Annotated in this window: 13 protein-coding genes; 11 read left to right on the forward strand and 2 right to left on the reverse strand. The window is 38.3% G+C overall.

What is annotated here, in order from left to right:
- Positions 1 to 37 precede the first annotated feature (37 nt).
- From KVT27_RS00565 to KVT27_RS00605, 9 genes are all read left to right on the forward strand, one after another.
- Positions 38 to 1225 (forward strand): DUF4097 family beta strand repeat-containing protein, encoded by a 1188-nt coding sequence (locus KVT27_RS00565; RefSeq protein ID WP_036225930.1) that lies wholly within the window; start codon positions 38 to 40, stop codon positions 1223 to 1225.
- Positions 1226 to 1465: 240 nt separating this feature from the next.
- Positions 1466 to 2152 (forward strand): cell division ATP-binding protein FtsE, encoded by a 687-nt coding sequence (gene ftsE / locus KVT27_RS00570; RefSeq protein WP_008178797.1) that lies wholly within the window; start codon positions 1466 to 1468, stop codon positions 2150 to 2152.
- A complete protein-coding gene (gene ftsX / locus KVT27_RS00575) occupies positions 2142 to 3026 on the forward strand; it encodes a permease-like cell division protein FtsX (RefSeq protein ID WP_036123380.1) in 885 nt (294 codons plus the stop codon). The genes ftsE and ftsX overlap by 11 nt, the downstream gene beginning before the upstream one ends.
- Before the next feature lie 62 nt (positions 3027 to 3088).
- A complete protein-coding gene (locus tag KVT27_RS00580; protein WP_036123383.1) occupies positions 3089 to 4399 on the forward strand; it encodes a murein hydrolase activator EnvC family protein in 1311 nt (436 codons plus the stop codon).
- Positions 4400 to 4687: 288 nt separating this feature from the next.
- The gene (locus KVT27_RS00585) at positions 4688 to 5317 is read left to right on the forward strand and encodes a hypothetical protein (protein ID WP_208704709.1); all 630 of its coding nucleotides are present in this window, start codon (positions 4688 to 4690) and stop codon (positions 5315 to 5317) included.
- Between the two features lie 2 nt (positions 5318 to 5319).
- Positions 5320 to 5913, forward strand: a complete 594-nt coding sequence (locus KVT27_RS00590) for a redoxin domain-containing protein (RefSeq protein WP_036123387.1) — start codon at positions 5320 to 5322, stop codon at positions 5911 to 5913.
- Positions 5914 to 6145: 232 nt separating this feature from the next.
- On the forward strand, positions 6146 to 7588 hold the full coding sequence (locus KVT27_RS00595; protein ID WP_036123391.1) for a S41 family peptidase: 1443 nt from the start codon (positions 6146 to 6148) through the stop codon (positions 7586 to 7588).
- A 121-nt stretch (positions 7589 to 7709) separates the two neighbouring features.
- Positions 7710 to 8891 carry a PDZ domain-containing protein gene (locus tag KVT27_RS00600; RefSeq protein ID WP_217580481.1) on the forward strand — a complete coding sequence of 394 codons (1182 nt, stop codon included), beginning with the start codon at positions 7710 to 7712 and terminating at the stop codon, positions 8889 to 8891.
- Positions 8891 to 9112 (forward strand): DUF2198 family protein, encoded by a 222-nt coding sequence (locus KVT27_RS00605; protein ID WP_008178785.1) that lies wholly within the window; start codon positions 8891 to 8893, stop codon positions 9110 to 9112. The genes KVT27_RS00600 and KVT27_RS00605 overlap by 1 nt, the downstream gene beginning before the upstream one ends.
- A gap of 31 nt (positions 9113 to 9143) precedes the next feature.
- Here the strand turns inward: KVT27_RS00605 and KVT27_RS00610 are convergent, their stop codons facing one another.
- Together KVT27_RS00610 and KVT27_RS00615 are read right to left on the reverse strand one after the other, a co-directional pair.
- On the reverse strand, positions 9144 to 9470 hold the full coding sequence (locus KVT27_RS00610; RefSeq protein WP_036123398.1) for an AzlD domain-containing protein: 327 nt from the start codon (positions 9468 to 9470) through the stop codon (positions 9144 to 9146).
- A complete protein-coding gene (locus tag KVT27_RS00615; RefSeq protein ID WP_036123399.1) occupies positions 9467 to 10201 on the reverse strand; it encodes an AzlC family ABC transporter permease in 735 nt (244 codons plus the stop codon). The genes KVT27_RS00610 and KVT27_RS00615 overlap by 4 nt, the downstream gene beginning before the upstream one ends.
- 125 nt (positions 10202 to 10326) lie before the next feature.
- Here KVT27_RS00615 and KVT27_RS00620 point away from each other — a divergent pair, with 125 nt between their 5' ends.
- A complete protein-coding gene (locus KVT27_RS00620) occupies positions 10327 to 10878 on the forward strand; it encodes a helix-turn-helix domain-containing protein (RefSeq protein WP_008178780.1) in 552 nt (183 codons plus the stop codon).
- Between the two features lie 11 nt (positions 10879 to 10889).
- Positions 10890 to 11528 (forward strand): TVP38/TMEM64 family protein, encoded by a 639-nt coding sequence (locus KVT27_RS00625; RefSeq protein ID WP_081937056.1) that lies wholly within the window; start codon positions 10890 to 10892, stop codon positions 11526 to 11528.
- Positions 11529 to 11643: the final 115 nt, after the last annotated feature.

Here is an 11643-nt window from a genome sequence, read left to right on the forward strand (position 1 = left end):
ATAAATAGTATAACGAACTGAGGGAGGCTATTTAGTTATGCAAAATGAACGTCAACGAATTTTAGAACTTGTAGAAAAAGGTACGATTTCGGCACAAGAGGCGATTACATTATTAGAAGCATTAGAGCAATCCGGCAAATCTACTCAAAATGTTATGGATGATGTGTCTAAAGAGTCACAGTCATTTTCATCTGACAAAGAGTCATTATTTGAAGAAAAGACTAAAGATGGCGACAAGAAAAAAGAAGATTTTATGAAACATTTCCAAGATGAGATGCAAGATTTCCGTAAAGATTTAACACAGATTGGTTCCCTCTTTATGGATATGATGAATACAGCTGTCAAAAAGGTGAAGGAATTTGATGTAGCTTCTCCGTTTGGCGATAAATTTGAGTTTACGCATACAGAAGAAGTGGCTGCTGCCAATGTAGAAAGCATTATTGCTGAATTACCGAATGGTAACTTTTCATTGGAATCCAGTGAAGGAGATACGATTCAAGTTATTTGCAAGGTGAAGGCACCACTTATGAATGATAGTGAAGAAGAAACACGCAATCACTTTTTAGAGCAATTCGTTGTGAAAGAAGATGAGCATTCACTACGAATTTTGAGCCAATTAAAGCTTGTTCAAGTCAATGCAAAGGTGCTAGTTCCAAAGGATAAACTTGAAAAATTATCTGTCCGACTGATGAATGGTAGTGTTTCATTACAGGATACAGATGTTGAAGAATTAAAGGTGAAAACATTAAACGGTGCTATTAAAGGCACTAAGTTCAGTTTTGGGAAAGCGGAAGTAGATTCCTCAAATGGCTCCATTGAATTAACAAAGGTTCGCGGGAAAGATTTAGAAGCTGAAACTTTAAATGGACGTGTTTATTTAGATGGTGCGTTGGACGAAGTAGAAGCTAAGTCTGTTAATGGACATGTTGTGGTGACGACGTGTTCAACAAATTCATCCAAAATAAAAGCTCAAACGGTCGCAGGAGCGGTTGAATTATACGTGCCTCGAACTATTTCATTAAGTGGTAAAGTGGTGACGAATTTTGGGAAAGTAGACGTCGGTATACATGATGTTTCCAAAATGGAGTCGCAGGATCAATTCCTCTCTAAAGTTGTTCGTTTTGATAAAGAAGTTGAACATGCAAATCGCTTATTTATCGAAGGAGAATCAAAAACAGGTGCTGTTTTAATTCGCTACACAACAACAGACGAGCAGCAAGTTTAATACAAAGCATTCAGGCTGATTGCCTGGATGCTTTTTTCTTGTGAAGCAGCAATCGACACTGTATGTCGTCGATTGCTGTTTTTATTTTATGTCATATTTTTAAGGATTATGGCAAGGAAAGAACGAAATAGAAGGAACTGCCACGGATTGAAATGAAACTGTAATAAAAAAACAGAAATAGAGTGCTATAATAGTAAATGAAATACCTCTTACATAGTGAGAGTTTTAGGTGGTTTAATCATGATAGAAATGAAAAATGTGACAAAGAAGTACCCCAATGGCGTTGTTGCGACAAATGGTATTTCTGTAAATATAAAGCAGGGTGAATTTGTGTATGTAGTAGGCCCAAGTGGTGCAGGTAAATCTACATTTATCAAATTGATGTACCGTGAAGAAAAAGCAACGTCAGGGCAGATTATTGTGAATGGTATCGATTTAGCAACGTTAAAGAATAAGAAAGTCCCATATTTGCGTCGTCAACTTGGAGTTGTTTTCCAAGATTTTAAATTATTACCTCGTTTGAATGTCTATGAGAACGTAGCGTTTGCGCTAGAAGTAATCGAGGAACAACCTGATGAGATTAGACGTCGCGTTATGGAAGTTTTAGAGCTTGTAGGATTAAAGCATAAAGCTAGAATGTTTCCAAATGAGCTCTCAGGGGGAGAGCAACAACGTGTGTCTATTGCACGCTCTATCGTCAATGTACCAAAAGTTGTGATTGCGGATGAACCTACGGGGAACCTTGATCCTGAAACTTCATGGGAGATTATGAATTTATTTGAAGAAATTAATGCACGGGGGACAACCATTGTAATGGCGACTCATAACCGTGAGATTGTGAATACGATTCGACGTCGAGTGATCGCTATTGAAGGCGGTTTAATTGTCCGTGATGAACACGGAGGTGAATACGGCTATGAAATTTAGTACTGTAAAGCGTCACTTTCGTGAAAGTATTAAGTCTCTTGGACGAAATAGCTGGATGACCATTGCGTCTGTCAGTGCAGTCACAGTTACACTTATCCTAGTTGGCGTTTTTGCGCTTATTATGATGAATTTAAATAAAGTGGCATCGGATTTAGAAAACGACGTTGAGATTAAAGTATTAATTGATGAAACAGCAGATGAGGCGGCAGAAAAAGCACTCATTGAGAAAATTAAAAAATTGCCTGGTATCTCAGAAATGAATTATTCAACAAAGGAAGATGAGTTAACCAAATTAGTCAAAGATTTTGGTGACGATTTTAAACTATTTGAGCAAAGTAACCCATTACGTAATGTAATTTATGTAAAAGCAACTGAGCCTCAGCAAACGGCAAAAGTGGCGAAGGCGATTGATAAATATGAGTATACATATGACGTTATGTATGGTGAAGGCAAAGTAGAAAAACTATTTAACTTCTTAAATATGAGTCGTAATGTAGGAATCGTACTTATTTTAGGGTTATTATTCACAGCGATTTTCTTAATTTCAAATACTATTCGAATTACGATTATTGCGCGACGAGATGAAATTGAAATTATGAAACTAGTAGGTGCCACGAACTCATTCGTGCGTATCCCGTTCCTATTGGAAGGTATGTGGCTCGGAATTTTAGGTTCTATTATTCCGATTGCGGTTGTCACAACCCTTTACCACAATATATATAAGATTATTGCACCTCGTTTACAAGGTGAGCTCATTCAAGTATTAGATTTTTCTCCACTTGTGTATCAGGTGAGCGGTCTTCTGTTACTTATTGGTGTGTTGATCGGTATTTGGGGAAGCTTTATGTCAGTACGTAAGTTTTTAAAAATTTAGTTTAGCACTTACAGCGGATATTTGTGAGTGGGACAATGAATAGTCGAAGGGGAGTTCAATCGGTGAAAAGTAAGGCGAAAAACACATTGAAAACACTTGCAGTAGCATCTGCTCTAATTCTTTTTATCCAAACTCCATCAGCGTTTGCAACAAGTTTATCGGATTTAAAAGAAGAGAAAAAGCAAATTGAAACAAAGAAAAATGAATTAAATTCATCCATTTCAAACAAATCAAATGCCATTACAGCGAATCAAGAAAAACAACAAAAAATCATAGATCAAATTCAAGCATTAAACGCTGAAATCGACAAAACAAATAGTGATATAAAAAAAGTACAAGCCGAAATTCAAGCAACGAATGAAGAAATAAAAAAACTTGAAGAGTCTATTAAAGAACTATTGCATAAAATTGAAGAGCGCGATGTTTTATTACAAGAGCGGGCTCGAGCAATTCAAGCAGGAGGCTCTGTTAGCTATTTAGACGTATTATTAGGTTCTAATAGTTTTGTAGACTTTATTGATCGATTCTCTGCGGTCAATGCTTTAATGGAAGCGGATCGTCAAATTATTCAAGATCAAAAAGATGATAAGCAAAAATTAGAAGAACAAAAGCAAATTGTAGAAGAAAAACGTAAAAAGTTGGAAGGTCAACGAGCGGAGCTTGAACGATTAAAGGCTTCCTTAAATAGCCAAAAGACTGAGAAAAATAAATTAGTTGACCAATTAGAAAAAGAGCAAGAAAAGCTAAAATCAGAAAAAGTATTACTTGAAAAAGAATATTCAGAGGCTTTGGAAGTAAGCCAAGAATTACAGGATCAAATTATTTCTGAACAAAAACGTTTAGCTGAAATTGCTCGTCAGCAAGAAGCTAAACGTAAAGCAGCCGCAGCTGCAGCGGCTGCAGCAGCTGCCAACAATGGCGGTGGAGGCTCATCAAGTGGTACAGTTAATGCCCCACAATCGAACGGCACATGGATAAAACCAACGAATGGTCGTTTAACATCACCTTATGGATGGCGGAACCTTGGAGCAGGCCCTGAATTCCATTATGGTGTGGATCTCGCCAATTCAACAGGGACACCAATTTGGGCAGCAGCGGATGGAGTAGTTGCTTACGCTGCACCACTAAGTTCATATGGAAATGTTGTCATTCTGACGCATTCGGTGGATGGGCAAATTTATACAACTGTATATGCACATTTAAATTCATTTAATGTGAGTGTAGGACAAGAAGTAACGCAAGGTCAGCAAATTGCTGCAATGGGTAGCACTGGTCGTTCTACTGGTCCACACTTACACTTCGAAGTGCATATTGGACCTTGGAGAGGACAAGCAGTTGGTAGTGTAAACCCGCTAAAATATATTCCATTGTAAACTATTAGCTATACATTAGAGCAATCTAGTGTGTAGCTTTTTTTGTCGTTCAGCATTATGAAGGTCTTACTAGCTAACAGTAACTATTTGGATACACAGCAATATTGTTAGGACTGATGAACTAGCTAAGCTCCTCCCTTTTCCTATGATCAGATTCTATTTAATGTTATGATGAATATATACGTAGTGGGGTATATTTTTTAAGATTTTCTGAACACAGTGTGAAATTGGCTTTTGTTGTAAAGTTCTATGCTATGCTGTATATATCTTTCGGAGGTGGATTAGAGAGTGATCAATACAAATTGGTACTCCATCCGAGCACTAACTTTACCAGCAACTGCAATTGCTCTACTTATTACATTTTTCATAGTTTGGCTTATTCTTCGCTTACAATTTTCAAAAAAATGGTCTGAGGCATATAGTGATGCAGCCTTTACATTTATTCTTGTGTGGAAATTTAGCTTGCTTGTCACTGACTTTAAATCAGTGGTGGCGCAGCCTATCTCCTTACTTTATTTCAATGGAGGTACAGTTGGTGTTTTTCTTGGCGCCATCGCTGCATCTTTGCAAGTATGGCGCAAGCGACATCAGCTCTCGTTACAAGGCCATCATATAATGGCGTATAGCTGGGCGATCATCTTAACTCAATCCATTTATCAATGGCTTGTAGTGCTGTTCAACGACAACTCTACAACGAGTGAAGTTACTACACTAATGGTACTAAGTGTATTGACCATCTTCATACTATGGAAAATGCAGGGAGTAAAACGAGGCTTAATACTGTATACAGCCGGTGTAATCATTGTTGCCTTCTTCCAGCCACTTGGTATAGAGCAAACAGCTGTAGGTATGAGTTTATTATTGCTTTGTCTTGGTATTGTTTTAGAACAAGGAGACCGAATCAAAGTGGGAGGGTAAGAATGAAAAAAAATATTGGACTACTGATTGTCGTGCTTCTAGTAGTTGCGATGATTGGTACATATGTAAAACAGCAAATTAATGAAGACCGAGCCATAGAAAAATCTGCTCTTGGCAAGGATATAGGGGAGCGAGAAATTGGTTTAGGTAATGGAGATACACCGCCTGATTTTACATTAACAAGCTTAGATGGGGAAGATATTACATTAAGTGATCTTCGTGGAAAGAAGGTTGTATTGAATTTTTGGGCGACATGGTGTCCACCATGTAAGGCAGAAATGCCCCATATGCAAAGCTTCTATGATGAGTATGGCAAAGAGAAAAATGTTGAAATCGTAGCTGTCAATTTAACAACAGCAGAGCGTGATGTGACAGCGGATGCGAAAGTGGATACGGTGATGACTTTTAGAGATAGCTTTGAACTAACATTCCCAATATTATTGGATTCAGACCCTGATAATTCAGTAGGTGCAGACTACCAAATTATTACCATTCCGACAACTTATTTTATTGATTCTAACGGCTATATTCAACGTGCCATTAAAGGACCAATGGACGTGGATATGTTAAAAGAATATGTAGATGCATTAGATTAATTCATAAAAAATCTGTTCAGTTTCTATCATAGAAACGAGCAGATTTTTTATTTTACGGTGACACTGTGATGGGGAATCTCATCGTGCAGAGAAGTTTTCCACATTTCCACAGAGTAATGCCGATTGCTCGCAAAGTGAGAGAAAGTATCTCCTCAAATCATAATTTTGAAAACTAATCTTGTATGTTTGAAAAAATAGTGTCATACAGTAAAAGAGACGGAGGAGGGAAGATTTGCGCAAATTAACGGCCGGTGTCGGTGTCCTACTTAGTAGTTTAGTGGTAGGCAGTGGAATTTACTTTGATTGGTTTAATATTGGTGATAAAAAGGAGCCTGTTACGGAGGTTGACACAATTGGTGAGGCCATAACCCTCATTGAAGAAAAATCAGTGTACAGTACAAAAAAAGATGCTTTGGTGGAAGGAGCCCTTCGTGGTATGGCAGATGCCATTAAGGACCCTTACAGCACTTATTATTCCAAGGAAGAGGCTGAGCAACATCGACAAATGCTAGCTGAAGAAAGAGTAGGTATAGGGATTGAACTCTCAGAAAATAAAGGGAAATTTATCGTAGTTTCCCCTGTTCGTTCATCACCAGCAGAGAAGGCTGGAATGCGTTCACTCGATGAAATTGTACAAGTTGACGGCGTTCGTGTAGATGGTAAAACGATGAGCGAATTAATGCATTTAATTCAAGGGGAGAAGGGGACGAAGGTTACCATTGTTGTTTACCGTCCAAGTGAGGATAAGCATATTAAGATGACAATGGAACGGGCTGCGATCTCTAACAAGACTGTCTCAAGTGAAGTTGTAAAAGTAGAGGATACAGCAATTGGCTATGTTTCGATTTCTCTGTTTGGTGAGAAGACGGCAAATGAATGGGTTGCTGAAACAAGTAAATTACTTCGGAAAGATGTTGAAGGAATTGTTATTGATGTTCGCGATAATCCAGGGGGGTATTTACATAGCGTCGCAGCGCTACTAAGCACAGTATTAGATAGTGGCAAGGTATTTGCATATATGCAAAATGCTGAAGGTGCTATGGAACCATTAAAAACACAAACAAAAGGTATCGATGAAAAATATTTAGAAAAAATGAACAAAATTCCGATTGTTGTTTTACAAAATCAAGGTAGTGCTTCTGCAAGTGAAGTATTGAGCGGAGCCTTAAAAAGCTGGGGGCGTGCTTCTCTTGTTGGGGTGAAGAGCTTTGGGAAAGGAACTGTACAGGAATCCTGGGAGCTTTCGAATGGCGGAGAGCTTAAATTATCCACGAATAAATGGTTAACACCAAAACGTGAATGGATTCATGGGCAAGGCATCGAGGCAAGCTTAGTAATCGAGCAAAATGAATTATTCGCTTTCCAATTACATCCACTGACAGGAAAGTTTAAAGTGGGCGATATGAGCGAGGAAATTTCTTATTCTCAAAACGCCTTACAGAAACTTGGCTATCAGATTGATCGCTTAGATGGTTATATGGATGATACAACGGCTGAAGCGGTTAACCTTTATCGAAAACAGAAAAAATTAAAACTAGCAGAAGATGAATTTTATATGGATACGACCTTCTTTAATAGCTTGAATGAAACATTAAAAAATTATAAAGTAGACCGTCAAAACGACCAACAATTCCAAATGGCAACTAGTTTTTTACTACATGCAATTGAACAATAAACTCGCTAGTAGAACAAAAATACCATAATACAGAGCTTTCTATGAGTTTGTACTACGCAAGAGTGTAGTCGTTTGATACAATAAATTCATAGTATTCAAGATAGAAACGGCGGGTGTTCGTATGGTTAGTGATATATTATTAGAAATTGTAACAGCGATTGGCCGCTTTTTACTCAACCCATTACTGTATGTAGCCATCATATTTGCTATTTTATTAGGTTATCGTCGCGTAAAGCAGGAGCGTAAATATTTTAATAGACGGATTATTTGGGGCTGGACAGAGTTAGTCGGACAATGGAAAGATGGATGGCTTTATGCATTGCTTATTTCGCTAATAAGTGTGGCGGCAGGGCTTACCGTTCCAAAAGCTTTTTTAATCATTGTAATAGCGGTCTCGGTAGTAGGGCTCGTATTGTATTTCCTGAATGCTATGTCACCTATTTTAACAATGGGTATAGCAACGCTAGCAATATGGGCTATGTCTTACTACAACTGGTCCTTTACTTGGTGGAACATTTCCTTAGCAGGTGTCGATTTAGAGAATGGGGCTATCGTTACCATTTCTATTCTTGTAGGTCTTTGTGTTATTGCTGAAGGTCTTTTAATTCGACGTGCAGCAATGAAGGTCACAACACCTTGCGTGGAAAAAACAAAACGAGGTATGCAGGCGATTGTCTACCGTTCAAGAAATGTTTGGGTACTGCCTATTTTCTTTGTTATGCCTGGTGATGCGATTTCTGCTGTACTCCCGTACTGGCCACAGTTTACGATAGGGGATACTAGCTTTGCACTGGTCCTTTTCCCACTCGTAATTGGCTTTTCGAAGCTGATCAGAAGGGATTTACCTGCCCTAGTATTTCCTAAAATTGGGCGTTCTGTAGTTATACTTGGACAGCTTATTTTAATAGGGGGGCTGGCTGCATATCTTGAACCAATGATCGGTTATATGACGCTTGGGTCGGGAGCTATTATCCGTATCATCATCTCCATCTATTATGCTCAGCAGGATAAAACAGATCATTATGCGGTAGCACCTAGCACAAAGGGTGCAATTATTGCAGCAGTGTTTCCTGATTCGCCAGCTGAGAAAATGGGCTTACTTGCAGGGGAATGTATTCGGAAAGTAAATGGTGTTTCTATTTTTACAGAAAATGAATTATACGAGGCATTACAATTGAATGCCGCTCATTGTCGTCTTGAAGTGCTAGATCGAAACAATGAAATTCGTTTAACGCAGCATGTCATTTATAGTAATGATCATTACCGAATTGGATTACTACTTGCTGAGCCGAGGGATATATAATGGACGTTTTTGGGAAAATGATGTTGGCGCTCTTCATACCTGCTTTATTGGTGCTATTGTTCACAAGAATTACGTATAATCGCTATGTTGCTCTATTATTGGCAATTGCGCTTATTGCTGCATCAGTATATGCAGGATATACATCCCCACCAATTATTTTCGTTATAGATGCATTTTCATTAACAGTGGGCTTTTGGTTAGCAAGTAAAATGAAGAAATAAACAAGGTCAGTCCTCGTGGGGACTGACCTTTTTACATGAAAAATCGCACAGCTGCCATTATGATAACTCCTGCAACGACAGTAATAGATAAACTTTTTGTAATAAGCGCAATAACTAGCGTTGGCACAAATGTAATAAAGACTGGCCAATCAAGAGTCACAACTTTGCCGCTTTCGGTATCGATTAAATTTTCGATGACAAGAGCACTTAAAATACAAACAGGAATAAAACTAAGCCACTTTAGGACCACATCTGGGAGTGTGACACTGCGTACAAAAATAAATGGAATGACACGTGGTAGCCATGTGACAAGCGCACAGCCTATAATCAGCCATACCATATAAGCAGTTGTTGTCATTTGTCAGTCACCACCCCAATAGTTGCTACGATCACCGTTGCTAGCAAAACAGCCACATGTGAAGGTACTATATAAGAAAGACCATACATAATAACAGCCATATAGCCGATTAACTTAATATAATGCATGATTTTACTTTTGCCGACACTACTCAATTGTAAAACTAAAAGAGCGACAAACATAGCGACTAAGGCGAAATCTAGTCCCCATTGTTCAGGATTTGCCACCCATTGCCCTAAGAAGGCACCCGTGACACAAGATAAAATCCAAAAAATATACGCTGTTAAGTTAAGCCCATCCATCCATTTACCGTATAATTTACCGGTTTGCATTTGCTTGGTCACAGCCACGCCAAAGGTTTCATCTGTCAATAAAGTACCGAAGCCTACATTTCTAAGCATGGAATAACGCGTAAAGTGAGGTGCTAATGTTAAACTCATTAATAAATGGCGTAAATTGACGACAAAAATGGTTACAATGATAGCAGAAGCAGGACTACTTGTTAAAAGTAGTGCACAAAAAATAAATTGTGCAGAGCCTGCGTAAATCAATATGGTTAAAAGGGCGATTTCCAGTACTGATAGTCCTGAAGCGGAACCTACAACACCGAATGCAAGTCCTATACTAATATAACCGAGTAAAGTAGGTACACAATCCTTCACGCCCTGTATAAAGCTATCGTTGGGAGAGTTTGTTGCCGGTTCATGATGAAGCTCTGTTGTACTTGTCATAAATAGGTCATCCTTTCTTAAAAATTTCCATGTATACTGTTGATGGAATAGTTTGATAGTTCTTGATGTTTATTAAAGTATACATATGTCTGATAAAATAAACAATAGAAAATTGGTGATTAAAAATGGAACAAATGAGCAGAAATTTAGCCTTTCAATTAAAGAAAATTAGACAACAACGTCATTTAAGCTTAGATGATGTTGCCAAAGCGACGGGCGTTAGTAAAGCGCAACTCGCTCAAATAGAAAAGGGAGAAGCGAATCCTACTGTATCAACCATTTGGAAAATAGCTGCAGGAATGCGTATTTCATTTTCTTCTTTATTACAGCCGCCAACAGCTCATTTCATGCGTTACAGCGGTAAGGATGTCCCACATGTAGATGAGGATGAGGGACGCTATCGTGTCTATTCCATTATTCCGTATAATCCTGAACGAGGTTGGGAATTCTACAAGGTTGAGATGGAGCCTGGAGCCATTAGTAGGAGTGAAGCCCACACAGAAGGGGTAGAGGAAACTGTCATGATTATCAAAGGACAAGCTGCTATTTCTGCTGGAGATATGCATGAATTACTGGATGAAGGGGATACACTAGTATTCTCGGGGCATCAACCCCATGAATATCGAAATACATCTGAAGGGTTAACAATTTTTCATTTAATTTTACAGTATAAATAGAGGTGTCGATAGTGAAAGAATGGTTTACAGTAGAAAATATTGAACTTGTTGCGGCGCAGTATCGAACACTCGGCCCCGTCATTGGTTTACTGCTCCCTTTTCTAGAAGCGTTTTTACCATTCCTACCATTAGTGGTGTTCGTTGTAGCTAATGCAAGTGCATTTGGTTTATGGCTTGGATTTTTATTATCTTGGTTGGGTTCTGCGGCTGGATCATACGTGGTATTTTTGCTTGTTCGACATTTTGGAAAACATCCAAGGCTGCGATTTATAACTGGCAGTAAAAAAGTACAGAAACTTATTAAGTGGGTGGATATGAATGGCATAAGCCCTCTTTTTGTCCTCCTATGTTTCCCTTTTACACCTTCTGTCATCGTGAATATTGTGGCGGGATTATCCCATATTCATAAAAAGTTTTACTTGGTCGTTTTACTAGCGGGAAAATTTGTGATGATTTTAGGTATGAGTGTATTGGGATATGATTTAAAATCGTTACTAACAAGCCCTGTGAAATTAATAATTGCGGCTGTTGCAATTGTTATTTTATGGTTTATTGGTAAGCTAATTGAGAAGCGTTTGAATGCTCGTGTAGAAAGAGATTTAAAACACGCGCGAAATTTGACGAAAAATCAGGATCACCATGCAAGATAAAATAGTTGTAGCCTCTTTGATTTGTTGAAGAGGCTGTTTTTTTGTGAAATGAATCATTGGTTTTTATTGTCTATCGAAGGTTGATAGATAGTATTTGCTAGTTATTTTCGATAGA

This window comes from Lysinibacillus sp. GbtcB16 (assembly GCF_019091145.1).
Classification (GTDB): domain Bacteria; phylum Bacillota; class Bacilli; order Bacillales_A; family Planococcaceae; genus Lysinibacillus; species Lysinibacillus fusiformis.

Bases quoted from the DNA above. Each gene is read 5' to 3' on its own strand.
- KVT27_RS00600 (WP_217580481.1), top strand. From the start codon at position 7,710: ATGGTTAGTGATATATTATTAGAAATTGTAACAGCGATTGGCCGCTTT.
- ftsX (WP_036123380.1), top strand. From the start codon at position 2,142: ATGAAATTTAGTACTGTAAAGCGTCACTTTCGTGAAAGTATTAAGTCT.
- KVT27_RS00615 (WP_036123399.1), bottom strand. From the start codon at position 10,201: ATGACAAGTACAACAGAGCTTCATCATGAACCGGCAACAAACTCTCCC.
- KVT27_RS00605 (WP_008178785.1), top strand. From the start codon at position 8,891: ATGGACGTTTTTGGGAAAATGATGTTGGCGCTCTTCATACCTGCTTTA.
- KVT27_RS00565 (WP_036225930.1), top strand. From the start codon at position 38: ATGCAAAATGAACGTCAACGAATTTTAGAACTTGTAGAAAAAGGTACG.
- ftsE (WP_008178797.1), top strand. From the start codon at position 1,466: ATGATAGAAATGAAAAATGTGACAAAGAAGTACCCCAATGGCGTTGTT.
- KVT27_RS00620 (WP_008178780.1), top strand. From the start codon at position 10,327: ATGGAACAAATGAGCAGAAATTTAGCCTTTCAATTAAAGAAAATTAGA.
- KVT27_RS00590 (WP_036123387.1), top strand. From the start codon at position 5,320: ATGAAAAAAAATATTGGACTACTGATTGTCGTGCTTCTAGTAGTTGCG.
- KVT27_RS00610 (WP_036123398.1), bottom strand. From the start codon at position 9,470: ATGACAACAACTGCTTATATGGTATGGCTGATTATAGGCTGTGCGCTT.